Annotated in this window: 16 protein-coding genes and 1 pseudogene; 8 read left to right on the forward strand and 9 right to left on the reverse strand. The window is 73.4% G+C overall.

Annotation, left to right across the window (positions count from 1 at the left end):
* Positions 1 to 5 precede the first annotated feature (5 nt).
* The 6 genes from ACLZOT_RS24735 (at position 6) to ACLZOT_RS24760 (ending at position 12,113) form a co-directional block, all read left to right on the forward strand.
* Positions 6 to 3,446, forward strand: coding sequence for a tubulin-like doman-containing protein (locus tag ACLZOT_RS24735; RefSeq protein ID WP_416971242.1), 3,441 nt, complete (start codon positions 6 to 8; stop codon positions 3,444 to 3,446).
* Positions 3,443 to 5,770 (forward strand): hypothetical protein, encoded by a 2,328-nt coding sequence (locus tag ACLZOT_RS24740; protein WP_416971243.1) that lies wholly within the window; start codon positions 3,443 to 3,445, stop codon positions 5,768 to 5,770. The genes ACLZOT_RS24735 and ACLZOT_RS24740 overlap by 4 nt, the downstream gene beginning before the upstream one ends.
* Complete coding sequence (locus ACLZOT_RS24745) at positions 5,767 to 6,720, forward strand: hypothetical protein (protein WP_416971244.1); 954 nt, start codon at positions 5,767 to 5,769, stop codon at positions 6,718 to 6,720. Before ACLZOT_RS24740 ends, ACLZOT_RS24745 begins: the two co-directional genes overlap by 4 nt.
* Positions 6,720 to 7,796 carry a hypothetical protein gene (locus ACLZOT_RS24750; protein WP_416971245.1) on the forward strand — a complete coding sequence of 359 codons (1,077 nt, stop codon included), beginning with the start codon at positions 6,720 to 6,722 and terminating at the stop codon, positions 7,794 to 7,796. Before ACLZOT_RS24745 ends, ACLZOT_RS24750 begins: the two co-directional genes overlap by 1 nt.
* Entirely contained in the window at positions 7,780 to 9,915 is a 2,136-nt protein-coding gene (locus tag ACLZOT_RS24755; RefSeq protein ID WP_416971246.1) for a hypothetical protein, read from the forward strand. Before ACLZOT_RS24750 ends, ACLZOT_RS24755 begins: the two co-directional genes overlap by 17 nt.
* A gap of 176 nt (positions 9,916 to 10,091) precedes the next feature.
* Complete coding sequence (locus ACLZOT_RS24760) at positions 10,092 to 12,113, forward strand: phosphocholine-specific phospholipase C (protein WP_416971247.1); 2,022 nt, start codon at positions 10,092 to 10,094, stop codon at positions 12,111 to 12,113.
* A 58-nt stretch (positions 12,114 to 12,171) separates the two neighbouring features.
* On the opposite strand, the gene ACLZOT_RS24765 is transcribed toward ACLZOT_RS24760, so the two are convergent.
* From ACLZOT_RS24765 to ACLZOT_RS24775, 3 genes are all read right to left on the reverse strand, one after another.
* Entirely contained in the window at positions 12,172 to 13,863 is a 1,692-nt protein-coding gene (locus ACLZOT_RS24765; protein WP_416971248.1) for a DUF4157 domain-containing protein, read from the reverse strand.
* Between the two features lie 201 nt (positions 13,864 to 14,064).
* Entirely contained in the window at positions 14,065 to 15,228 is a 1,164-nt protein-coding gene (locus ACLZOT_RS24770) for a DMT family transporter (protein WP_416971249.1), read from the reverse strand.
* Positions 15,225 to 16,019: a phosphatase PAP2 family protein gene (locus tag ACLZOT_RS24775; protein ID WP_416971250.1), complete on the reverse strand. Its 795-nt coding sequence runs from the start codon at positions 16,017 to 16,019 to the stop codon at positions 15,225 to 15,227. Before ACLZOT_RS24775 ends, ACLZOT_RS24770 begins: the two co-directional genes overlap by 4 nt.
* A gap of 176 nt (positions 16,020 to 16,195) precedes the next feature.
* Here ACLZOT_RS24775 and ACLZOT_RS24780 point away from each other — a divergent pair, with 176 nt between their 5' ends.
* Positions 16,196 to 16,807: a TetR/AcrR family transcriptional regulator C-terminal ligand-binding domain-containing protein gene (locus ACLZOT_RS24780; protein ID WP_416971251.1), complete on the forward strand. Its 612-nt coding sequence runs from the start codon at positions 16,196 to 16,198 to the stop codon at positions 16,805 to 16,807.
* A gap of 131 nt (positions 16,808 to 16,938) precedes the next feature.
* Here ACLZOT_RS24780 and ACLZOT_RS24785 read toward each other — a convergent pair whose 3' ends face one another.
* Both ACLZOT_RS24785 and ACLZOT_RS24790 read right to left on the reverse strand, forming a co-directional pair.
* The gene (locus ACLZOT_RS24785; protein ID WP_416971350.1) at positions 16,939 to 17,985 is read right to left on the reverse strand and encodes a hypothetical protein; all 1,047 of its coding nucleotides are present in this window, start codon (positions 17,983 to 17,985) and stop codon (positions 16,939 to 16,941) included.
* A gap of 204 nt (positions 17,986 to 18,189) precedes the next feature.
* Positions 18,190 to 18,267 (reverse strand): annotated as a pseudogene (locus ACLZOT_RS24790) (hypothetical protein); the annotation flags it as partial.
* Positions 18,268 to 18,567: 300 nt separating this feature from the next.
* Between ACLZOT_RS24790 and ACLZOT_RS24795 the strand changes: the two are divergent.
* Positions 18,568 to 21,231, forward strand: coding sequence for an ATP-binding protein (locus ACLZOT_RS24795; RefSeq protein ID WP_416971252.1), 2,664 nt, complete (start codon positions 18,568 to 18,570; stop codon positions 21,229 to 21,231).
* A 300-nt stretch (positions 21,232 to 21,531) separates the two neighbouring features.
* On the opposite strand, the gene pcaD is transcribed toward ACLZOT_RS24795, so the two are convergent.
* From pcaD to pcaH, 4 genes are read right to left on the reverse strand one after another with little or no spacing between them, the layout of a single operon-like run.
* Entirely contained in the window at positions 21,532 to 22,653 is a 1,122-nt protein-coding gene (gene pcaD, locus ACLZOT_RS24800; protein ID WP_416971253.1) for a 3-oxoadipate enol-lactonase, read from the reverse strand.
* Positions 22,650 to 23,969, reverse strand: a complete 1,320-nt coding sequence (gene pcaB, locus ACLZOT_RS24805; RefSeq protein ID WP_416971254.1) for a 3-carboxy-cis,cis-muconate cycloisomerase — start codon at positions 23,967 to 23,969, stop codon at positions 22,650 to 22,652. Before pcaB ends, pcaD begins: the two co-directional genes overlap by 4 nt.
* Positions 23,966 to 24,565, reverse strand: a complete 600-nt coding sequence (pcaG, locus tag ACLZOT_RS24810) for a protocatechuate 3,4-dioxygenase subunit alpha (RefSeq protein WP_416971255.1) — start codon at positions 24,563 to 24,565, stop codon at positions 23,966 to 23,968. The genes pcaB and pcaG overlap by 4 nt, the downstream gene beginning before the upstream one ends.
* Positions 24,565 to 25,338, reverse strand: a complete 774-nt coding sequence (gene pcaH / locus ACLZOT_RS24815) for a protocatechuate 3,4-dioxygenase subunit beta (protein ID WP_416971256.1) — start codon at positions 25,336 to 25,338, stop codon at positions 24,565 to 24,567. Before pcaH ends, pcaG begins: the two co-directional genes overlap by 1 nt.
* Positions 25,339 to 25,387: the final 49 nt, after the last annotated feature.

The following is a 25,387-nucleotide window of genomic DNA, read 5'->3' on the forward strand; positions in this document are numbered from 1 at the left end:
ACCCCATGAAGATCAACCAACCGATGCTCTTCGTCGGCCTGGGCGGCACCGGAGGGCTCGTCGGAGCCGAACTCGAACGCCGCCTGCGCGCCGCCCTGTGCGGCCCGGACGGCACCGCCCTCGCCTCGTGCGGCATCAACCAGCGCTACCAACTGCCCGAATGCCTCCAGTTCGTGTACGCCGACTACAGCGAGGCCGAACTCGCCCGGCTCCCGCACCTGAGCGTGGAACCCGCGCTCCAGGCGGCGTACGCGCGCACCGCCCGCGCCACCCACGACCTGCTCCCCGGCTACGACAGCTCCCCGAGCGTCACCCGCGAACTGCGCGCCGCGATCCCCCGCGAGACCCGCGACTGGCTGCCCCCGCAGGCCACCGAACCGCGGATCACCCCGCTGCGCAACGGCGCGGGCCAGCTCCCCACGGTCGGCCGCGCCGCCCTGTTCGGGACGCTGCTGCGGGACGACATGACGCCGGTGATGGGCCCGTTGCAGCAGGCCATCGACATCATCGGGCGCTCCGGCGGCGAGCTGAGCCGGCTGGACGGCGGGCCGATCTCCGGCTGTGACGTGTTCGTGGCGTTCTCCGTCGCCGGCGGCACCGGCACCGGCATCTTCCTGGACTACCTGCACTTCATCGGGCAGGCGTTCAAGGAGAAGAACTTCAGCGGCGCCCGCATCTACCCGCTGGTCGTCATGCCGTCCGCGTTCCCGCTGGCCAAGGGCGGCGGCCGGGACGCCGAACTCAACGCCGCGCGCGCCGTGGTGGACCTGTTCCGGCTGGTCGACGAGCAGAACGTGCCCGTCGCCGACGACGTGATCGGCGACGTCGACCACGCCTCCGGCACCGCGATCCGCTACCCCCACGACCGCACCGTGCGCCTCGACGCGGGCGTCATGCCGACCGCGTTCCTCTTCAGCCGCACCGCCGGGATCCGCCCCGACGACCTGCGCCGCTCCATGGTGTCGCTCATCATGTCGCTGATCGGCGCCGAACTGGGCGACTCGCCCGGGCGGGACGACGAGCACCAGACGTTCGCGTCCAGCTTCATCAACTCCGACGCCAAGCGGCGCATCCGCGCCAAGTCCGGCATCGGCCACCGAGGCGTCTCGACGAGCCTCGTCGCCTCCATGACCGTCCCCCTGGAGCCCCTCGCCGACCTGGTCTCGGCCCGCCTCCTCGCCCACGGCGTGGGCCGGCTCGCGGACTCCTCCGCCCAGCACAGCCACGAGTACGCCGGGACGGTGCGCCGCATGTTCGCGGACGCCGGCCTGGAGGAGCTGTGGAACCGCGACCCCCTCCCGCCGCCCGAGGCACGCCCCGCGCAGCGCGGCGGGGCCGGCATCGAGGAGTCCCTGACGACCCGACTGCGCGAGATGCAGGCGACGTTGGAGGATCTACGGCGCCGGGTCGCGCGCCGCGTGCCGGTGCTCGCCGAGCAGTTCTCCCCGCAGACGGCCCTGGAACGCGCCCTGCGCACCATGGACCCCTTCCAGGTCGAACGCGTCGTCAAGGGCGTCCCCGGCGACCCCGACCCGGTCACCCGGCAGGGCGTGGTCGGCATGCTGGAGAACCGGGGCCGCGAACCCGGCGGCGGCGAGCACCGGGCCCTTCTCCCGCCCCCCGTACCGAAGTTCAAGGACGGCATCGTCGCCCGCCTCGCCCGCACCCGGCACGACGAGCTGAAGGCGCAGACCGAGGCCGAGCAGAACACCTGGTACGCGGCGCGCACCAAGGCGATCTGGCACGAGGCGTGGCGCAAGGAGGAACAGCGCTGGCGCCCCAGGGCCGCCGCCCTCACCGCCGAGATCTCCGCCCTCGTCGAGGCGTTCCACAAACACCGCGAGGAGGAGCCGCGCGCCTACAAGGCGCAGGTCCTGGAGCTGTACGACGACCGCACGGGCGTCTCCTACCTGCTGCCGCCGCAGAACAACCTCACCGATTTCTACGACGACCTGCGTGAACGCCTCACCAAGCGCGAGAACTTGAGGGACAGCGACGACGAGGCGGCGCTCGTGCACGCGCTGGTCGGCGCCGAGCAGTGGCAGGCGGCGCGCACCACGGCCCGCCGCAACCCGGACGCGGCGGTCGCGCCGGTGAAGGCGGTCATCGAGCAGAAGATCAAGGAACTCTTCGCGCAGAGCGGCACGTTGCACGACGAGAAGCCTCTTCTGCCGTCCATGGCCATGCTGCTGGAGGCGGCGGCCGGGGTGGCCGCGTCCGCCGACGCCGTGGGGAAGACCGCCCTCGACCAGTTCCGGTTCAAGATCGCCGGGTTGATCCCGCACGGCTTCGTCCCCGAGGGCGGCGGACCCCTCAAGGTCCTGGTCGTCTACCCGCGTTCGTCGGCGAAGGACACCGTCGAGGACTACCTGAGGAAGCACCTCTCGCTGCCGCGCGGCAGCACCGAGTTCAACGGCGTGGACACCGACTCGATCACCGTCGTCCTGTTCCGCCGCGAGATGAGCCTCACCGAAGTCCCCGAGGTCCGCAAGGTGTTGAAGCGCTGGGCGAAGGCACGGGAGACGGAGGTCGCCGCCGACTACCTCGACTGGCGCCAGCGCCTCGGACGCGGCGGCGAATGGCTCGCGGCGACCGCCGAGGACCGCCGCGAGATCCTGCACCGGCTGCTGTGCGCCCTGTGGAAGGGGCAGGTCGAGGTCGTCGAGGGCACCGACCCCGAGCCCGTCAAGGTCCTCGTCCGCCTGCACAGCAGCCTCCCCGACGACGTCACCACCGACGTCCCCGGCATCGAGCTGCGCCTTGACGCCAGGCCCCGGCAGGGCGTCTCCGGCTGGGCGCGCGTCCTGCACGCCTACGAACAGATCGCCCTCCTCAACGAGGACGCCGTCGTCGAGACCTACTGCCAGGCCCTCATGGAGCGCAGCTCCAACAACCTCGGCGAGGAGCCCCACCCGCTGTACACGTACGTCGTCGAGGAACTGGCACCCCGTCAGATCGCCCTGATCCGGGACCGGTTGGCGCGCTCCGTGCACACCTCCGGCGAATGGGCCGACTCCCTCCTGGAGTTCTGGACCGAGCTGCTGCCCGCCGCGCTCGACACCCCGTTCGCCGACAAGAACGCGGTGGCGCCGACGCTGCGGTCGCTGCGGCGCGCGCTGCTGGAGATCGACGGGACGGATCGTGGGGGTGGTGCGGGGGGTGATGGCGGCGTGAGTGGTGCGGGTGGTGTCGGCCGAGCGAACCTGATGGATCGTCAGGAGCCGCGTGCCAACGCCGGGTTCCCCTGGGACGGCCGCCCCGACGCCGAGCAGCCGCCCCGTGAACAGCCCCTGCCGCCCTTCGCCGGAGTCGCCGCCGCAGGCGACGGCTGGCCCGGCGACGAACCCGACACCCCGGCCCGCACCTGGACCGAGGCCCGCGAACAGGAGCCCGCCCGGCGCCCCGGCGCGGGTGAGGCCGGCGACCCGTGGAAGGACGTGGAATGACGAGCCCGGTCATCGTCCTCGACCTGAGGCAAGCGGCGAGCGGCCTCGCCGACGCGGCCGGACTGCGGTCCGCCGTCGCCGAGCGGCTGCGCGAGGCCGGGCGGCCCGAACCCGCCGACGGCCACTACCGGTTCCTGATCGTCGACACGCCGGCCGGGCTCGGACTGCGGCACAGCGTGTACGAACGCGTCATCGCCTACGGCAAGCGGACCTCCGTACTCGCCCTGGCCGTAGGGGAGTTGACCCCACCGCCGGAGCCACCCGCGCCGGCCGCACCGGTCACCGAGGCGTGGGACCCGCTCGCGGGGCCCGTGGAGACCTCGGGGGACACCTGGGGGGCCGGGCGAGGCGGAGGCGCGGACGCGTGGGGCACCGGTCCCGCCAACTCATGGGATCCCCACGCCTCTTGGGGCACCCCCGCCGGACAAGCCACCGACCCCGCCCGCCCCACCCACCACGGCCCCCGCCTCACCCGCCCCGCCGCCCTCCAGGGCGAGGGCTGCGGGCTCCTGTGGGCCGGCGACCTGCGCGCCGCCCGCACGGCCGGCGACCCCGACGTCACCCCCGACGACCCCCGCGCCCTGTCCGTCCTCGTCGACGTCCTGTGCGGCCTCTTCGACGACGTCCTCGACCGGCTCGCCGCCCTCACCGACTCCGCCGCCGTCCCCGCCGTCCGCTTCCTGGAGCACGACCTGTCCCCGGCGGCCCGCGACCGGGCCTGGACGGACGCCCTCCAGCGCCTCGCCGGAGACCCCGAACAGCCGCTGCCCGACGGCGCGTTGGACCTGGGCGACCTCCTCGACGCGACCGGGCACGGCACGGACGTCCGCCTCACCCCGGGCGGCCGCCTCGACCGCTCCCGCAGGCACTGCGCCGACACCCTCACCGCCCTGACCCGGGCCCGCCGCGGCGGCGCCGCCCCCGACGCGCTCGCCGACGCGGCGGAGGCCCTGGAACGCCACCGGGCCCTGATCGCCGAGGTGTTGACGTACGAGGAACCCCCGGACGCCGATGTGACGATCGCCCCGAGCGCGGTCACCGGGGAGGAACTCGGGCAGGCCCTGCGCGCCGCCACCGAGCAACTCCTCGACCAAGGCGCCCCGTTGCGCGCGGTCGCCGCCCGGCTGGTCGCCTTCGGCGAGGAGGTCGTCCCCGCCGCGAGCACTGAGGCCGCCGCAGAGGTCGACCGGGGCTGCCCGCCCGCGCGGATCCGCCGGATCACCCCGCACCAGCCGTACACCGTCCCCCCGAACCTGCCGCTCGCCCTCCTCGCGGGCGCCGCCTGCGGGTTCGCGCCGCTCACCGCGCCGGTCGTGCTCGCCGCGATCTGGGCGGGGCTGCGGCAGCTCAGGGCCGGGCTCCTCGCGAGCGCCGCCTTCCTGCCCGGCGCCGTGGCCGGATTCCTCGCCGGACGCGCCCTCGACCTGCCCGCCTGGACGCCCGTACCCGCCCTGGCCGGCGGGCTGTTCGGTGCCTGGCTGCTCAGCCGGGTCGGCCGCCGCGCCGCCGCCGGCACCTGGTGGCGGACCTCCGGCGCCGACGACACCGGGCGTATCCTCACCGACCTCGACGCCCTCCTCGCCCGCGGCGCCGCCCGCCGCTGGTGGGCCGCGGGGCCCCGCCGCGACCTCGCCGACCTGGCCCGCGCCGGCGCCGGGGTGCTGCGGGCCGCCGCCGACACCGCCGAGGAGTGCGCGGGCATCCCCCGGCCCCGCCAAGGGGCGTACGACAGCCTGGGCGAGGGCCTCAGGCTCGTCCCGCCGCAGCTCCTCGACCCGCCGACGGCCACCGCGCCCGACGTACCCCGCTGGCTGGGCCGGGAGGCCGGCGAGGGCGGGCCCGCGCTGGTCGCGACCCTGCGCGACGACCTCGACGCCGCCGTCCGCACCACCCTCGCCTGGAGCACGGGACGCGCCCGCGGCGACGGCGGTGACGTACGCGCCCTCTTCGCCGCCGCCCGCCACCACCTGAACCGGCACGGCGTCGTCGCCCCCTCCCCGCACCGCCCCGACCGGGCCCGCCCCGACACCGAGGCCCTTCTCGGGGTCGCCGCCCACGACCCTGACGCCGACCCGGAGGCGCTCGTCGAACTCGTCACCCCCGAACAGTCCGCGCTGCTCAGCAAGGACCCGGGACAGGCCCGCCGGATCCGGTTCGCCCCGCACACCGCGCGCCGCCCCGCCTGGGCCACCGACCAGCCCGTCCTCTTCCCCGGCCGCTACAGCGGCACCCTGCGCCTGCACCCCCTGCGCCACGGCGTCATCCGCACCGTCCGCCGCACCGCGACCGCCGCCGACCCCGCCGACACCGAGGACACCTGGTGAACGACATCCCCAAGGGCCGCCTGTCCTTCCTCACCCCGCACGGCGTCCGCCGCACCGAGGCCGCCGCCGTCGGCGACCGGCGCCGCCGCACCGTCCCGCCACCGCTCAGCGCACGCGACGTCACCCTCGCCGACCGCCGCGTCGTACGGCTCACCGCCGCCGACCCCGAGGCCGGGCCGCCCCGCCTCGAAGCCGAGGCCCGCGCCGCGCTCGCCGTGCACCGCGCCTTCGGCACCACCCCCTACCGCAGCCTGTTCCCGGCGCTCGTCGGCCACGACATGGACGCCGAGCAGCCGTTCCTCCTCTACGAGACCCCGCGCGGCGAACCCGCCGCCCGCCTCTCCTACGGCATCTCCACCACCGAACAACGCACCGTGGAACGGGACTTGGTGCTCGCGATCCGCCTCCTGGAGAGCGTCGGACTCGTCCACCAGGGCCTCGTCCCGGCCGCCGTGCGCTGGGACGGCAAACACGTCCAGATCTGGGACCTCGCCTCCGCCGTCCCCCTCGGCGCACCCCGCCGGCCCACCGGGACCCCGCCGTACGCCGCCCCCGAACAGCGGCGCGGCACCGGCCGCACCGACGCCCGCGACGCGCTGTGGAGCGCCGCGCAGATCGTCTACCAGCTCGCCGCCGGACACCCCGGCGACCCCGACGGACCCCCGGCTGACCTCGCCTCCTACCGCTCCCTCGAACTCGGCGACGCCTTCGCCCCGTCGGCCGAGACCCGCCCCGAACCCGCCCGGATCCTCGCCCGGTTGATGCCGGGACCCGACCCGGCCGCGCTCGCCGAGGCCCGCCCCGACCCCCTCGAACCCCACCGGCAGGAGTACGACCGCGCGATGGAACGCAAACGCAGGGCGGCCGGCGTCGTCCCCGACCCGCCCCCGGCCCCCGCCGACGGACCCCCGGCCCGGCGCCGCACCTGGTTCGGTGGGAGGGCCTACTGATGACCGCCCACGAACGCGTCCTGTGCCCCTACTGCCTCGACCACCTCCAGTACGACGAGACCCGCCTGCACCGCCGCACCGAGACCCTCAGCTACGAACGCCTCGACCCCACCGAACTCGTCAGCCCGCTGCGCCGCGCCGACATCCTGCGCTCGGCGTTCCAGGCGTGCGCGGGCGGCTCGGGTGAACCGCACTTCGTGCCCGTCCCCTACCTCACCAACGGCCGCCCCTTCACCGTCGCCATGATCGGCGCATCCGGCAGCGGCAAGAGCCACCTCCTCACCCAGATGGTCGCCGAGGTCATCGGCGGCGGCCTCGACCCCTACGGCGTGCGCTGGCAGTCCGTCAACCCCGCCGACCACGCGGCCTTCGTCCGCGAACGCGTCGTACGGCTGCGCCAGGGACGGCAGTTGGAGGCCACCGGGCAGACCTCGTTCGCCGAGTTCGTCGAAGCGCTCCTGCTGACCGGCGCCGACCGGCAGGTGCGGCCCGTCGCCTTCTTCGACCTCGGCGGCGAGGACCTCACCAGCACCGACAGCCTGCTGCGCTTCCTCCTCGGCGTCGACGCCCTCGTCTTCGTCGTCGACCCGCTGCTCGCCCTCAAACTCCCCTACCTCGACGAGCCCCGCAAGGACGCCGGGCTCCAGCTCACCGGCAGCGACCCGACGTTCGAGACCGTCCTCGACCGGCTCCCACTGCGCGACGGCTACCTCGACATCCCCTGCGCGCTCGTCGTCGGCAAGGCCGACCTGCTGCGCTTCGAACCGCCCGTGGACCGCTGGCTCGGCCAGGACTCCGCCCACGACCCCCGGCTGCTGCGCGAGGAGAGCCGCGACGCGTACGCCTTCCTGCGCCGGCACGCCGACCCCGGCTGGCTGCGCCCCTTCGACAGCGCCCTGCGCTGCACCCTGCACTTCGCGTCCGCGACCGGGGGCAGCGCCCGCGACAGCCACTTCCCCCAAGGCGTGCGCTCCCGGCGGGTGTTGGGCCCTCTCGTGTCGATCCTCGCCATGTGCGGGATGTTCACGAAAGAGACGACGGCCGCGGGGGGTGTCGCCGGTGGCGGACTCCGCTGAGGCCGACCTCCTGCTGTTCCGCTGGGAGGGCAACCGGGACCGGTGGGCCACCGGGATCGCGGCGAGCGCGTACTCCTGCGGCTCGGCGCGCGCCGAGGAACTACGGCTCCTGCTCGCGCCGTTGCTACGGGTCGAGGGCGCGCACAGCCGCCGCTCCAACGTCGTACGGTGCTTCGACCCCGCCACCGGCGACGCCGTCGTCGTCCACCGCCGGCCTGCGTTCGACGCGCGCGGGCGTGAGTCGACCGTCTCCCGCGCACTCGTCGGCGACCCCGCGCTCCTCACCGCCCGCGACTCCATCACCCTCGCCGACCCGCACTGGGAGTGGCTCGGCGTACCCGACGACGCGTCCGGGGAACTGGAGCGGGTGCCCGCCGACGCCGTGCGCGCGCAGTTCGCGGAGGCGTTCCCCCGCTACCTGAACAACGTCGCCTACATCCGCACCCCGCTCGAAGTCGCCGTCGCCCAGCTCGTCCGGACCCCGGGGCACCGGCTCACCTTCCTGCGCCGCGAGGTCCAGAGCCTGGAGAAGGCCAGCTACGCGCCGCTGCTCATCTGGGGGGTGTGCGCGATGCTCGGGGAGTGGCTCGGGGACACGTCGCTGACGTACGCCAGCTTCGACACCCAGGCCGACGCGCGGCTGCGGCTCGTCTGCGTACCCGAGTGGCCGCGGTCGGCGGTGGGGGGAGTCGGCGTGGAGCGGATCTCCTTCGCGCAGGCCCCGAGGGACGAGGCCCGGCAGGTCGCCGCGCGGCTCGTGGAGCTGTTCCTCGCCGAGCCGGAACGGCCGGAGGCGCTCGCGGCGGTGCTGCGGGGGTGCCCGGGGCCCGGGGACATGGGGCTGGGGGAACGGCTGGACCGGCTGATCGGGGGGCTGGTGGGGGGAGGGGGAGAGGTGCGGGCGGGCGCGGTGGCCGAGGTGGTGCCTGAGGCGGTGCCGTCGGTGGTGCGTGCGGGGGTGACTGAGGTGGTTCCTTCGGCGCTGCCTGAGGTGGTGCCGGAGGTGATGCCCGAGGTCACGCCTGAGGTGTTGGCCGAGCCGGAACCCGTACCCGTAGCCCTCCCTGTCCCCGTACCCGTAGTACCCGTAGTACCCGTAGTACCCGTAGTACCCGCGCCGGAGCCGACGCCCGCGCCCACGCCTGTCACCCCCGTACCCCCCGTAGTACTGCCCGTACCTCCCGCGAGCCCCGTGACCCCGGTACCTCCCCCGAACCCCCCACTACCCCCACCCCCCGACCCCCTGCCCCCGGTCGCCGCCTACGACCCCGCCGACCCCCTACCCGTCATACCCCCCCTACCTGAGTCGTACGACCACCACACCCCCCAGCCCCCGTCCCCCGAGCAGCCCCCGCCCCGCGCCGACCGCAGCCTCCCCTACCGCACCCGCCGCCTCGGCCGGCTCGCCAAGTACTCCTCCCCGGAGTGGTGGCATCAGCGCCCCACCCGGCAGGACCCCGGCCCCCTCCTCGCCGGGCTGACCGGACTGGACCGCCTCTCCGACCACACCCTCTGCGAGGAACTCGCGCGGACCGACCTGTCACCCCGGGCCGCGCGGGAGATCCTGCGCGCGCTGGAGCGCCGGACGAGGTGGCGGACGTCCGGGGAAGCCGTCGCCCTCGCCGGGACGGTCTTCGGGCAGGGCATGTTCCTGCGGCACCCGTGGCGCACGGCTCTCGCGGAGGACCCCCGGCACGGGGGAGTGGCGGGAGCCGTGCGGATGTTCCGCTGGGCGGTGCTGCCCTGTCTGTGCCGGCCGGAACTGGAGCCGAGGGTCGCCGGGATGCTGGGCTCGCTGGCGAAGGAACAGCCGCCGGAAGTACGGGAGTTCTGGCACCGGGCCCTGTTCGAACCGGACACCGCGCCGAAGCTGCCGGACGCGCTGTGGCGGGAACTGGCGAGGACCCGGCCGTGGGAGGAACGCGGAGAACGGGACGAGCCGGAGTCCGGATTCGCCGGCGTACCCCTCGTACCCCCCGTCCCTCTCGCGTACGACGAGCAGCCCCCGCCCACCCGGCACCGCACCCCGCCACCCCCCGACGACACCGCGAAGGTCGTCACGTTCGCCCTGGTCCTGCTCACCCTCTTCGTCGTCCTGGTCCTGCTCCTGCGCCGGTAGGCCTCTGTAAGCCTCTTACCTCCCTCCGACCTCGCCGACCCCACCCGTACCCGCCGCCTTCACATGACCGCCACCCGCCCCACCCCGCTCGTTCGGCCCCCCTCGCGACACTCCAGGCGCAACGCATTCCGACACGAACCGGCCGGAAGAAGTCCGCCCAGGTCGAGAGGTCACCCATGTCAGAGGTCAACCGGCGCCGCTTTCTCCAACTCGCGGGTGCCACCACGGCGTTCACCGCGCTGTCCGGGAGCATCGAGCGGGCGGCGGCGCTGCCCGCGAACCATCGGACGGGGTCGATCGAGGACGTCGAGCACATCGTCGTCCTGATGCAGGAGAACCGCTCCTTCGACCACTACTTCGGCCGTATGCGCGGCGTCCGCGGCTTCGGCGACCCGCGCCCGGTCGTCACCCGCCAGGACGGCAAGCCGGTCTGGTACCAGTCGGACGGCAAGAAGGACATCCTGCCCTTCCGCCCCGACCACGACGACCTGGGCCTCGCCTTCGTCCAGGACCTCCCGCACGGCTGGAACGACGGCCACGCCGCGTTCGACGGCGGCAAGTACGACAAGTGGGTCCCCTCGAAGGGCTCCACGACGATGGCGTACCTGGAACGCGGCGACATCCCCTTCCACTACGCGCTCGCCGACTCCTTCACGATCTGCGACTCGTACCACTGCTCGTTCATCGGCTCGACCGACCCCAACCGGTACTACCTGTGGACGGGTTACACCGGCAACGACGGCAAGGGCGGCGGCCCGGTCCTCGGCAACGACGAGGCCGGCTACTCCTGGACGACGTACCCCGAGCGCCTGGAGAAGGCGGGCGTCTCCTGGAAGATCTACCAGGACGCGGGCGACGGCCTCGACAAGGCGGGCGGCTGGGGCTGGATCCAGGACGCCTACCGGGGCAACTACGGCGACAACTCGCTCCTGTACTTCACCCAGTACCAGAACGCGAAGCCCGGCGACGCCCTCTACGACAAGGCCCGTACCGGCACGAACGCCAAGGCCGGCGAGAGCTACTTCGCCCAGCTCAAGGCCGACGTCAAGGCGGGCAAGCTCCCGCAGATCTCCTGGATCGCCGCTCCCGAGGCGTTCACCGAGCACCCCAACTGGCCCGCGAACTACGGTGCTTGGTACGTCTCGCAGGTCCTGGACGCGCTCACCTCGAACCCGGAGGTGTGGTCCAAGACGGCCCTGTTCATCACGTACGACGAGAACGACGGCTTCTTCGACCACGTCGTGCCGCCCTTCCCCGAGGCGGGCCGCTCCACCGTCGACCCCGGCCCCGACCTCTTCAAGGGCGACTCCGCGGGCCACGTCCCCGGCCCCTACGGGCTCGGCCAGCGCGTCCCGATGATCGTCGTCTCGCCCTGGAGCAAGGGCGGTTACGTCTGCTCCGAGACCCTCGACCACACCTCGGTGATCCGGTTCATGGAGCGCCGCTTCGGTGTCCACGAGCCCAACATCTCGCCCTGGCGGCGCGCGGTCTGCGGCGACCTGACGGCCGCGTTCGACTTCTCCCGGGCGGACGTCCGCCCGGTCGCCCTGCCGTCGACGGCCGCCTACGAGCCCGCCGACCGCGACCGGCACCCCGACTACGTCCCGACCCCGCCGACCCACCCCGCCCTGCCCCGGCAGGAGCGCGGCCACCGCCCCACCCGGCCCCTCAAGTACGCGCCCAGCGTCGACGCGAAGGCCGGCTCCGGGGCGCTGACCCTCACGTTCGCCTCCGGGGCGCACGCCGGGGGAGCGTTCCTCGTCACCACGGCCGGCGTAACTCCCCGGAGCTACACCACCGAGGCCGGCAAGAAGATCTCCGACACCTTCAAGGGCGCCTCCTACGACCTCACCGTCCACGGTCCGGGCGGCTTCCTGCGCGCCTTCCAGGGCGAGAGCGCCCACGCCGGCCCCGAGGTCGTCGCCCGCCACGTCGGCGACCACGTCGAACTCACCTTCACCAACAAGGGCAAGGAGACGGTCGAACTCCGCGTCACCGACGCGTACCGCTCCCGCACCACCACGGTGAAGCTCCGCCCCCGCGCCGTCCTCAAGCGCACGGTCGAGACGAGCAAGGGCCACCGCTGGTACGACCTGACGGTCACCTCCCACTCGTCCTCGACGTTCCTGCGGCGGTTCGCGGGCCACGTCGAGAACGGGCGGCCGGGCGTCAGCGACCCGGCGATCATCACCGAGTAGGACTACGGGTACTACGGGACCGCCCACCCGCTGAGGGGGGCGGTCCCGTAGTACCCCCTCAGAGGTACTTGGCCGTCTTGTACTTGCCCTGCTCCGTGCGGTCCACCACCTCGTCGCTCCACGAGTTGGGCGTGGTCAGCCCCCACTTCTCGCGCAGCATCGCGTGCTCCGCCTTGTTCATCGTCACGTACCACTGGCCCCAGCGGCACCAGCCCATGGGCTCGTCGCTCTCCGTCGCCACCGCCTTCACCAGCTTCGCCACCACCGGCTTCAGCCCCTCCGCCTCCGCCTCCAGGTACTGGTTCTGCCGGTAGGTCGCCTGGTCGCCGTGCTGGAACATCGCGTACGCGGAGTCCTCCATGTGCAGGCCGTGCCCCTCCAGCTTCGCCTTGCCCCTGCGCGTCACCGGAGTGCTGGAGCTGCGCTCCACCCCCGCGTTGAGCCGGTTGAGCATGTTGACCTTCTCGGTCGACGCCTCGGCGATCTGGCCGCCGCCGGCCATGCCGCCCATCGTGGAGTACGCCTCGTGCAGGTCGTAGTCCCCGGTGTACAGGTACGTCTTCCAGTTCGAGAGGGTCTTCAAGGTGGTCAACGCCGGTCCGCCGCCCGGCTGGAGGACCTTGACCGGCACGTACTGCTCGCCCTTGGCGCCGGTCTGCACGATGTCCAGGTCCAGGACCTCCTGGGACGGCTTGTCGATCCGCACGCCCAGCAGCCCGCCCTGACCCCAGTGCCCGACGAAACCGTCCAGATCCTCTTCGGCGAGCCACTTGAGCACGTCGGCGGAGCCCTCGGCGCCGTACTCCTTCTTCACCGAGGACGGCTTGATGGACTTCTCCAGGATGGTGTGCGGCTTGGGCTTCGCGCCCTCCGCGATCCGCTTGATCGAGAACTCGCCGGTCTCCCGCACGGCGATCGTGTAGTGGTACTGCGCGCACACCGCCGCGATGGGCGCCCAGTGCTGCTCCCACGCGATCTGCCGGAGCGTCGCCGCACGCGGCCCCGGCGTGACGGTCCCCGGGGTCCCGCCCGCGCCGGGGGTGTACGCGGCGGCGGCGAAGTCCCGCAAGGGGTCGACCTGCGCGGGCGCGTCCCCCTCCTCCTCGTTCACCATGCGCTGGACGGAGGCTTCGGACACCCGCTGGGCGGGCACGGGGGAGTGCTTGCCGACGTCGGCCGCGGGGGCAGGCCCCGACATCACCCGGCGTGCCGTCCGCTCCGCCTCCCGCTCGAAGCGGTCCGACGGGTCCGAGACGCGCAGGCCCGACCCGGTGTCCGTGCCCGCCACCGGCCCCGACCGCTGCTGCACCACATGCGCCAGCTCGTGCGCGAGGGTGTGCGGATCCCCGCCGCCCTTCCCGATCACCACGTGATGCCCCGACGTGTACGCCCGCGCCCCGACCTCCGTGGCCGACCGCTGCGCCGCCACATCGTCATGCACCCGCACCTCGGAGAAGTCCGCGCCGAGCCGCGCCTCCATCTCGGCCCGCACCGGCTCCGCCAACGGCCGCCCCGGCGTCCGCAGCACCCCGTGCACGGCCGACCGCTGCACGCTCTCCTGCGCCTCGCCCCTCTGCCGCCCGATCATCCGCGCCACCACGCCGTTCCCGACGGCCCGCTGCAACGCCCCGACCACCTCCGGCGCGAGGGACCCGCCCGGAACCGGAGCCACGGCATCGGCCTGCCGCCCCGGCCCCGCCGCCCGACGATCCCCGTCGACCTCTTCCGCCCGCTCTCTCCTGGCACGCATGACGAACCCTCCCGACCGTGTTGCCTCTCCCCCCTTGCTACGAGCCCCCCGACCAGCAGGGAAGGTCCGAAGGGGCACCACAGAGGCACGACCGCCTGCCCACCGGGTACGCACGGCGCAGGGGCGGAGGCCGGTTCCGGGGCGCGCTCCGTTCAGCCGCTTCACGCGCCCCCCGGCCCCCGCCCTGATCGTGGGCGCGCGCTACAGCGCCGTGAGCTGGCCGGGGCCCGTCGTCGGGCGGGGCAGCAGGGCCGGTTCCTGGGACGCCGACTCCGGCCGGAGGGCGAGCACCACCGCGACCGGGTGCTCCTCGTCCTCGCGCGCGGGCTCCGGAAGCACGATGTGGTCGGGTACGACGATGTCGCCGCCCACGCCGTCGTCGTAGCCGGCCTCGCCGGTCCGCGCGACATCCTCGTACCGATCGGAGTCGTGTACGCCGTCGACGGCACCCTCCGCGGCCAGGGCGGCCACCAGGGCCGGGCCCACCGGCTGCGGCACGATCACCCGGTCCGGGCCCGCGACAGTCACCGGCTCCGTGGCCACCGCCACCTCCGGCGTGGCCCGCGACAGCAGGACCACGCCCCAGCCCGCCAGGCCCGCGCCCGCGAGGGCGAGGAGGATGCCCGCGGCGCCGCCCTGGAGGCTCTCGCCGAGGAGGGTGAGGCCGATGGTCGCGGCGGCGACCGGGTTCGCGAGGGTGACCATGGCGAGGGGTGCGCCCAGGCCGTCCTGGTAGGCGGTCTGGGAGAGGAGGAGCCCTGCTGTGGCGAACGCGGCGACCAGGAGGGCGATGCCCAGGACCTGGTAGAGGGGCAGGGAGCCGGTGTCGGTGAGGGCGACGGTCACGGTCTGGGTGAGCGCCGAGGCGACGCCCGAGGCGATGCCGGACGCGGTCGCGTGCCGCAGGCCGGGCTTCGCGCCGGGCCGCGCGAGGAACGCGATGACCGCGACCGTGGCACTGGCGACGGCGATCGACTGGGAGCCGTTCAGGACCGTTTCCGGCGCGGGCCCGGACGCCACGACGAGGATCGCCGCGAGCCCGGCGAGGGTGTAGGCGGTGCCGCGCCACTCGGCCCGGCTGACCCTGCGCCCAGCGACCCGCGCCCCCAGCGGCACGGCCGCGACGAGCGTGAGCGCCCCCAGCGGCTGGACGACGGTCAGCGGGCCGTAGTTCAGCGCGACGACGTGCAGCAGCGCGCCGCCGCCGTTCAGCAGCACCGCCCCCCACCAGGCGCCGCGCCGGATCATCCGCAGCAGCCCCGCCCCGGAGGACCGGGACGCGAGCCGCTCCTGCGCGACGGCCGCGGCGGCGTACGCGACCGCGGAGAACAGGGACAGGACGATCGCGACGAGGGTGGCGCTCATCGGCCCGCTCCCACGAGTTCCTTGACGGGCTCGGCCGTCTTCTCCGGTTCCGGTAGTACTTCAGGGGTACGGGTCCTGGGCGGCCGGACGAAGGCCAGCGCGAGCCCGAGCAGCGCGCCCGCGACGATCGCGTCCAGCCAGTAGTGGTTCGCCGTGCCGACGATGACCAGCAGCGTCAGCGCCGGGTGCAGCAGCCACAGCCAGCGCCACCGGGAGCGGGTCGCGACGATCATGCCGATCGCCAGCATCAGCGCCCACCCGAAGTGCAGCGACGGCATCGCCGCGAACTGGTTGGAGAGGTGGTCGGTCTGCGGCGGGCCGTACACGGAGGGCCCGTAGATCCGCGCCGTGTCGATCAGCCCCGTACCGGTCAGCATGCGCGGCGGGGCCAGCGGGAAGAAGAGGTGGCCGACCAGCGCGGCGCCCGTGACGGCGGCCAGCACTCTGCGCGCCCACACGTAGTGGGCGGGGCGGCGCACGTAGAGCCAGACCAGGAAGGCGATGGTCGCGGGGAAGTGGACGGTCGCGTAGTAGACGTTCGCGGCCTTCACGAGCCCGTCGCCGTGCAGCAGGAGGCTCTGCACGTCGAGCTCGGAGGGGAGGCGGGCCCAGCGCTCGAAGTCCCACACGTGGTGCGCGTTGCGGAACGCTTCCCCGGTATGGCCGGCCGCCAGCTGGCGGCCGAACTTGTAGACGAGGAAGAGCCCTGCGACCAGCAGCAGCTCGCGGGCTATCGGCGGCCGGGACGCTCTGGCCCCCGCCTCTTCTCCAGGCTCGGTGCGGACATTCATCCCCATGCCTTTTCGTTCACGGTGGTGCGCTGCGACGGTGGCCGCAGTGTCGATACGAAAGCGTATCGATACGCCAGTGTACCGATACGATTGAGTACCGGTACACTGGAGTATCGATTGACGTTCGCCACATTGATCCAGTCCCCGGACCGGGAATGAAACGGAGAGGAAGAACGATGACGTCGCAGGCCGCGGAGGTGCCGGAGACGGCCGCGTCGCGCCGCTCCAAGCTCACGCCCGAACGCGAGCAGGAGTTCTTCGACGCCGTCCTCGAACAGCTCCGCGCGTGCGGATACGACGCCGTCACCATGGACGGCGTCGCCACCAGCACGCGCTGCAGCAAGTCCACGCTCTACCGGCAGTGGAAGACGAAACCCCAGTTCGTCGCCGCCGCCCTGCGCTCCTGCCGCGAGGTCCGCTTCGCCGGCATCGACACGGGCTCCCTCGCGGGCGACCTGCGCGCGGCGGCCCTCGCCGGAGCGGACTCGGCGGGCAAGGACAGCGCCCTCATGCAGGCGCTCGGCCACGCCGCGATCCAGGACCCCGAACTCCGCCAGGCCCTGCGCGAGACGCTGATCGAACCCGAGGTGGAGGCGGTCCGCCAGATACTGCGCCGCGGCGTCGAGCGCGGCGAGATCCCCGCCGACCACCCGGCCCTGGAGTTCGTCCCCGTCCAGCTCTACGGCGTCCTGCGGGTGCGCCCGGTGCTGGAGGGCAAGGAAGCGGACCCCGGCTACCTCCTGCGCTTCGTCGAGGCCGCCGTCCTGCCGGCCCTCGGCATCCCCTGATCCCAGGCCGGCCGTCCACGGGATGACTGGACGCCGACCTGCCGCGCCGCACCGTGGGGACGGGCGCGGCGCACCCCCGGCCGGGTGGAACCCTTCTTGAGCGGAGAGGGGCTCCACCCGGCCGGCTCCGTTCAGACGTCCTGGCCGCTGCCTCCGCCCGTGGACACCTTGATCCCGGTGGTGATCTGGTCGATGACCGTGGCCTTCTGGTCCTCGTCGACGCCGAAGCGCAGCACGACGAAGCGGGTGGGATCGGCCGGGGACGGGAACGCGAGGGACTCCACGATGCCGTCCGCGCCCTTGCTGGTCACCGCCTTCCAGCGGATCTGGTAGCCCTTCTGCCCCGCGACGGTCACCGCCTTGGACGCGAGGACCTCGTGCGAGGTGATCGCGCCGTACGTGGTCCCGCCGTAGGACTGCTCGGCGTTGGCGGAGATGTCGGCCTTGGCGATCTCCTCGGCGGTGGAGCCCTTCGTGCCCAGGGCGATCGCGGGCGCGGAGTAGACACCGCCCTTCGTGCAGCCCTTGGACGTGTCGCCGGGGCACGGGTACGTGGAGTCGGAGTTGACCTGCGCCCCCACCTGCATCTGCTGCCCGGTCCAGCCGTCCGGGATGGGGATGCTGATCCCGTTGACGGTGTCGGTGACGGCGCCGCTCTTGATCTCGGGCGCCTCGGACTCCCTGGGCGAGGGAGTGCCCCCGCCGGAGCCACCCGAGCCCCCGGACCCACCGGACCCACCGGAGCCCCCGGAACCTCCGGAGCCGCCGTTCCCTCCGCCGTTCCCGCCGAAGGGCCCGCCCTGGCCGCCGCCCGGTCCCTGGGCCGTCCCGTTCCCGCCGCCACCCCCGTCGTCCTTGGTCAGGGCGAACACCCCGATCCCGATACTCGCGAGGACGGCGACGGCGGCGGCCACCGCTATCCCGATCCGCACACCGTTCCGGGACTTCTCGGCGGGCGCCGCGGGATAACCGGGCTGCCCCGCGTAGGGATCCTGCCCGGGGTACGCGGGGTACCCCTGAGGTGCGGTGGGATACCCGGAGGCCAGCACATCACCCTGCCCGGCCCCGTAATACCCAGGAGCTCCGGTATCAGTACCGGAGAACTCCGCGGGCCCTACGGCCCCCACGGCCCCCGCGTCCTTCTCCAGCCCCACGCCCCCGCGTTCCTCCTCCGTCACACCCCCTTCCACGGAACTCTCCGGACCGGGCCCGGCAACCGGGCCGACCTGCTCGGAACCAGCCCCGGAATCCCTGGAATCCCCGGGATCCACCGCATCCGAGGGCTCCGAGGGCTCCGCGGAACCGGAGGCCACCGCGTCCGCCTCCGGCGCATCGCCCCCCGTCCCCACGACCCGGGTCCGTTCCGTCCACGCCCCGCCGTCCCACCACCGCTCGGAGGGAGGACCGTCACTCGTCTGCCCCGGGTCGGGGTACCACCCGGGTGGAATCGCCTGCGTCATGCCCCCACCGTATGAGGCGTCGGTGAAAGCCGTATGAGAGGGAGCCCTCCGACCCCCACGAGACCCCCTCGGACCCGCCACCGGTATGGCGCGTTCCCGACGTCCGTCACGCCGTCAACCCGGCGCCCCGCACAGCGGAGTTGACCCGGACCCCCGGACGACGCAGGCCGCGGGGCCCCCGTACCCCGCCCCCCTGTCACCCGCCGGGGGAACGCCTGCCCGGACCGGCCCCTAAGACCCCTCCACTACGGCTACGCTCAAGGTTTGTACGTCGTTCGGGCGACTCGGGGAGGTAACGGGATGACGGAGGCAGGGCCACAGCCGGCCACCTCGGCCGCCCTGTGGGAGCGCGACGCGGAAGTCGTCACCCTCACCCGGGCGGTGACCGAACTGCGCCACGGCACGGCGTCCACCGGCCGACTTCTGGTCTTCCGCGGCGAGGCCGGCCTCGGCAAGACCGCCCTGCTGGCCGAGACCCGCCGCCGCGCCGAGGCCGCGGGCTGCACGGTCTGGTCCGCCCGCGCCGGCGAGACCCTCCGCTCGGTCCCCTTCCACGTCGTACGCCAGCTCCTCCAGCCGGCCCTGCTCTCCCTGCTCCCGGAGGAGGCCCGCGACTACCTGGGCGACTGGTACGACATCGCGGGCCCCGCCCTCGGCCTGACGCAGCCGGGCCCGCCGCCCACCGACCCGCAGGGCGTGTACGACGGCCTGGTGGAACTCGTCCGGCGCCTCGCGGCCCGAGACCACCCCCTGGTCCTGCTGGTCGACGACGCGCACTGGGCGGACCAGGAGACCCTGCGCTGGCTGGCCGCGTTCGCGGAACGCCTCGCCGACCTCTCCGTCCTGGTCGTCGTCGCCCACCGCCCCGGCGAGGCCGACGAGGCATCCGCCCCGTACCTGACGGCGGTCGACGACCTCGCGGGCGACGCCGTACGCGGCCTCACCGCGCTCTCCCCGGCCGCCGTCGCCGAGCTGACCCGCGCGACGCTCGGCGAGCGGGCCGACGACCCGTTCTGCCGCGAGGTGTGGGCGGTCACCGGCGGAAACCCCTACTACACGGTCGAGTTGCTCGCCAAGGTCCACGACCGCGCCCTGGAACCCACCGAGTCCGCCGCCGAGGAACTGCGCACCATCAACAAGGCCGCCCACGACGGCGGTTTCGTCGCCCACCTCGAAGGACTCGGCATCGAGGCGACCCGCTTCGCCTGGGCGGCGGCCATCCTCGGCACCGACATCTTCGTCGACCACGCCGCCGGCATGGCGGGCCTCGGCCGCGCCAAGGCCGAGCAGTGCGTGGAGGTCCTGCGCACCGCCCGCATCCTCACCGCGCCAGGACCGGCGGACGACGGCGACCTCGTCTTCGTGCACCCGCTGATAGCGACCGCCGTCTACAGCAACATCCCCGAGTTCCTGCGCGGCGCGATGCACGGCGTCGCCGCGAAGGTCGTCCTGGACGCGGGCCGGGGCATCGCCGCCGCCTCCCGCCACCTCCTCGAAGTACACCCGGAGGGCGACGCCGACCTCGTCGAACAACTCCGCGAGGCCGCCCGCGCCCACCTCGCCGTCGGCGCCCCCGACGCGGCCCGCCGCTGCCTGGAACGCGCCCTCGCGGAACCCCCGGCCGCCGGAGTACACGCCCAGGTCCTGTACGAACTCGGCTGCGCGACCCTCCTCACCTCCCCCTCCCAGACCGTCGCCCACCTGCGCCGCGCCCTCCAACTCCCCGGCCTCGAAGGGGACGTGCGCCTGGACGCCGTCTGCCGCCTCTCCCAGGCCCAGATGCACAACAACGAGCTGGACGAGGCCGTCCGCACGGTCCGCACCGAGGCCGCCCGGCACGAACCGGGGCCCGCGCGGATGCGGCTGACGGCCGTCCAGTTCATGTGGGAGCGCCTCGTCCTCGGCGAGGCGTCCGCGCCCGGCAGCTCCGAACGGCTCGCCGAACTCGCCGCGACCTGCACGGGCCGCGACAACGGCGAACGCGCCCTGCTCATCCTGCGCGGCTTCGACGCGACCTGCCGGGGCGAGAACGCGGAGGAGATCGCCGAACTGTGCGACCGCGCCCTCGTCAACGGCGGCCTCGCGCCCGGCCTCGACTGGACCGACACCGCGTGGGGCATCGAACTGCCGATGATGCTCGCGTCCGCGTACGCCTACACGGACCGCCTCGACCGCGCCGACTCCCTCTTCAACGGCGCCCTGCGCGCCTACACCTCCGCCGGCTGGAGCGGCGGCCACCTCTCCCTCGCCCACGCCTACCTGGGCCTCGGGCTGCGCCGCCGGGGCCGTCTGCGCGAGGCCGAGACCTCCCTGCGCGAAGCACTGCGCCTCGCCGAACGCGTGGGCCGGGGACTGCCGTTGTACTGGTCGGCGATCTGCAACCTCGTCGACGTCCTCCTGGCCCGAGGCCACGTGGACGAAGCCTGGCGGACGGCCACCCAGTACGACTTCGTCGCGCCCTCCCCCTCCACGATCGTCCTCCCCGACCCCCGCTCCGTCCGGGGCCGCCTGCTCCTCGCCGTCGGCCGCACGACCGAGGGCATCAACGAACTGGAGGAAGCGGAGAAGGCCGCCGCCGCCCGAGGCCACCTCAACCCGGTCATGGTCCCCTGGGCACTCGACCTCGCCCGAGCCCTCGCCGTCGAGGACCCCACCCGAGCCGCCCGCCTCGCGGCCGACACCCGCACCCGAGCGGAACGCCTCGGCACGGACACGGCGATCGGCGAGGCCCTGCGCTGCGCGGCAACCCTCGAAACCGGCCAACGAGCGGTCCGCCTGGCCGCCCAGGCAGTCACCTACCTGGAATCCTCCCCCTGCCAGTACGAACACGCGGCGGCCCGCATCGAGTACGGCACCCTCTCCCGCTCGACCTCAGAACTACGCAGGGGCCTGGACCTGGCCCGAGCGTGCGGGGCGGACGGATTGGTACGGGAGGGGGAGGGGGCGCTGAGGGCACTGGAGTAGGGGGAGCGCGGTTGGCGCTGGGGCAGCGTGCTTTACAGGGCGGCGGCTGGAGCAGGTGTCTTTTCGGGCGGCGGCGGGGGTATGACTGCTTTTCGGGCGCCGGCTGGAGCTGGGTGCTTTCTCGGGCGCTGGGGTAGGGCTGCTCTTTCGGGTGGCGGCTCGGCAGGAGCGCTTTTTCGGACGTCAGCTGGAGCGGGGGTGCCTTCTCGGGCGGCGGGCGACCTGTGTCTTTTAGGGGCGCGGGGAACTGCGCGACCAGCCACGACGGCGCCGCACCAACCCACTCACAAGCCTCCCCACTCACCCCGCCTCTTCCTCCGCCAACACCCCCTGCGCAACGGCGAACGCCGAATTCGCGGCGGGCACCCCGCAGTACACAGCCGTCTGCAACAACACCGCCCCGATCTCCTCCGCCGTCAGCCCATTACGCCGAGCGGCCCGCACATGCATGGCCAACTCGTCATAGTGCCCGTGGGCAACCAGCGCCGTCAGCGTCACAAGACTCCGCTCCCGCCGCGACAACGTCTCATCGGTCCAGATCTCCCCCCACGCATACCGGGAGATGAAGTCCTGGAACCGCGAGGTGAACGCGGACTGCCGCTCCTGAGCCCGATCGACATGCGCATCCCCGAGCACCTCCCGCCGCACCCCCATCCCCGACCGAGCCGCACCCCCCAGATGCACGCGCAGCGCACTCAACACGGCCTCGGGACACTGCGCGGGAGCGAGATGCGCGGCCCCGGGAATCTCGACCAGCGTCGCCCCAGGAACCCCGTCGGCAATCTCCCGCGCATGGGCCGGAGGCGTTGCGGGATCCTCCCGCCCGGCGATCACCAGTGTCCGCGCCTGAATCTCCCCGAGCCGCTCCCGCACGTCGAAGGAGGCGAGGGCATCACAACAGGCCGCGTACGCACCGGAGTCGGTGGCGACAAGGTCCCGCAACAGCCCCGGCGCCCGGAACTCCCCGGCGAACCACCGCCCGGCGGTGCTCTCGACGAGCCACTCCATGCCTTCCGCCCGCACCCGCGAGGCCCGCTCCTCCCACGGCGCGGCCCCACCGAAGTGCGCGGAGGAACAGATCACGGCCAACGAGGAGACCCGCTCGGGATACTCCAGCGCCAACTGCATCCCCACAGCCCCGCCGATGGACACCCCGGCATGGGCGAACCGCTCGATCCCGAGGGAATCCGCCAACCGCACGACCAGCGCGGCCAGTTCACTCATACTCGCCCCGGCGGCGACCAACTCCGCGGCAGATTCCCCGTGCCCCGGCAGATCCCACCGCACCACCCGATGCGTCACCGACAACTCGGGCGCGACCCGGTCCCACAACGCGTACGAGGTCCCCACGGAGGGCCCCAGCAGCAACGGCGGAGCCGAAGCCGCCCCCTCGACACGGTGGTTGAGCAGCTTCTCGGTCAACGTCGCTCCAGCGCACGGTCGGTGAGAACACCGGCGAGCCCGGTGTAACGGACGGGATCGGCGAGCCCGGCGAGATCGAGCCCCTTCAACTCGGGCTCGTCCCCCAGCAGTTCGAGAAGCGACCGCCCTTCGCGGTACGTCCGCTCCGCCAGCGAACCCAGCAATTCCTTCGCCCGCCCCCGCCCGAGCGCGACGGACAGCTCGGCGGCGAGCCGCTCGGACACGATCAACCCGTGCGTGAGCCCCAGGTGTTCACGCATGACGTCCGGCAACACCCGCAGCCCCTCGACGAGTTGCACGGCATCCCGCGCGGCCCCGCCGACCAGCCGCAGCAGATCCCGCAGCGGCTCCCACTCGGCGTGCCAGGCCCCGGCCGGCCGCTCGTCCTCGGCGACCAGCGCCCCGTACAGGGTCGCCGCGAGCTGCGGCGCGCGCCGCGCGGCGGCCGAGATCAGCGTGGCCCGTACGGGGTTGGCCTTGTGCGGCATCGCGGACGACCCGCCCCCGCTGCCCTCGGCGACCTCCCCGACCTCGGTCCGCGCCAGCGTCAGCACATCGACGCCGACCTTCCCGAGCGCCCCCGCCGTGAACGCCAGCGAACCGGCGAGATCGGCGACCGGCGTCCGCAGCACATGCCAGGGCAACTCCGGCTCCCGGAGCCCGAGTTCCCCGGCGAACGCCCCCGGCAGCGCGCTCACGTCACCACCGCCGTACACGCCGAACGCGGCCAACGTCCCCGCCGCACCCCCCAGTTGCGCGGGCAGCGAGCGCCGTACGGCGGCCAGCCGGTCCCGCGCGTCCAGCGCCAGCGCCCGCCAGCCGGCCGCCTTGAGACCGAAGGTCGTCGGTACGGCGTGCTGGGTGAGTGTGCGGCCCGGCATCACGGTGTCGCGGTGCGCGGCGGCGTGCCCGGCCAGCGCGTGCGCGGTGCGGTCGAGGTCGGCGAGGACCAGGTCGAGGGCGCGGGCGGCGACCAGCATCGCGGCCGTGTCCAGGATGTCCTGGCTGGTGGCGCCCCGGTGCACGTACGGCCCGTACTCCGCGCCGACCGCCGCCGTGAGGTCGGCGACCAGCGGGATCACCGGGTTCCCGCCCGCCCGGGCCCGCTCGGCGAGGGCGCGCACGTCGAAACGCGCCGGGTCGGCGGCCCCGGTGACCGCGACGGCGGCCTCGGCGGGGGCCAGGCCCAGCGTCGCCTGGGCGCGGGTCAGGGCGGCCTCCGCGTCGAGGAGGGCGCGCAGATAGGCGGCGTCGCTCGTCGCGGCGGCGGCCGGGGAGCCGCTCCAGCCCGGGGCGAGCAGACCGTCGTCACTCACCGGAACTCCAGGAAGACCGTCTCGCCCTCGCCCTGGAGCCGTACGTCGAACCGGTACGACCCCGGCCCCTCCTCGGCCGCGACCAGCGTGCTGCGCCGCTGAGGCTCCAGCCGCGTCAGCAACGGGTCGGCGGCGTGCGCGGCCTCGTCGCCCGGCAGGTAGATCCGCGTGTACAGATGCACCAGCAGCCCGCGCGCGAACACGCACACACTGACGTACGGCGCACTCGCCCCGCGCGCCGCCGGGCGCAGCGTCCGCGCCGACCAGTGCCCGTTGCTGTCGGTCTGCACCCGCCCCCACCCGGTGAACTCCACGCCGTTGCGCCCGAGGAACCCGCCGGTCGCCGGGTCCCTGCGCATCGACCCGTCCACGTGCGCGACCTTGCCCTCGGGGTCGGCGCCCCACAGTTCGAGCAGCGCGTCCGGCAGGGGCTTGCCCTCACCGTCGTACACGTACCCCTGGAGGGTGATCGTCCCCGGGTGTCCCACCGGCGCGATCTCCCCGCCGCCGGGGAACGGCAGCGCGTGCCCGTAGAACGGCCCCACCGTGTGCGACGGCGTCGGCAGTGCCGGCCCGGCCGTGTCGATCCTCGTCATCAGCGTCCTTCTTCCATCCACGTCGCCTGCGGGCCGTCCAGCACGATGTCCCACCGGTACCCCATCGAGAACTCCGGCACCGACAGCCCGTGGTCGTACGTCGCCACGAGCCGCTGGCGCGCGGCGTCGTCGGTGACGGACTGGATGATCGGGTCGTACGGGAACAGGGGGTCGGCGGGGAAGTACATCTGCGTGACGAGCCGCTGGGTGAACGCGCTCCCGAACAGGGAGAAGTGAATGTGCGCGGGCCGCCAGGCATTCACATGCTGCCGCCAGGGATAAGGCCCGGGCTGAATGGTCGTGAACTCATAGAACCCGTCCTGATCGGTCAGCGTCCGCCCGACCCCGGTGAAATTCGGATCCAGCGGAGCATCATGCTGCTCCCGCTGATGCGCGTACCGCCCGGCGGAATTGGCCTGCCAGATCTCGACGAGCTGTCCCCGCAACGGCCGCCCACCCCGATCGACAACCCGCCCGGACACGGTGATCCGCTCCCCGACCGGCTCCCCGTGATGCTGCCGGGTCAGATCATTGTCGATCTCGGTGATGTCCCGCTCCCCGAAGGCGGGGGAGAAGAGCTCGACGAGTTCGGGATCTTTGCTGGTGTCTATGGTGACGAGGGGTTGTTTGGGGTGGCGCAACACGGAGGACCGGTAAGGGGCGTAGTCACGCCGGGGATGATGCTCGACGGGAGCCCCATCGCCGACCCGCTTCTCATAGGCGGCGCGCTCGGAGGCTATTTCGAGGTCAATATCATGCTGGGTGAGCGTCATGAAGGGGAGTGCCTTTCATCTTTTAGGGGCGCGGGGAACTGCGCGACAA

The sequence above is a fragment of the Streptomyces sp. 4F14 genome (assembly GCF_048159485.1).
GTDB lineage: Bacteria > Actinomycetota > Actinomycetes > Streptomycetales > Streptomycetaceae > Streptomyces.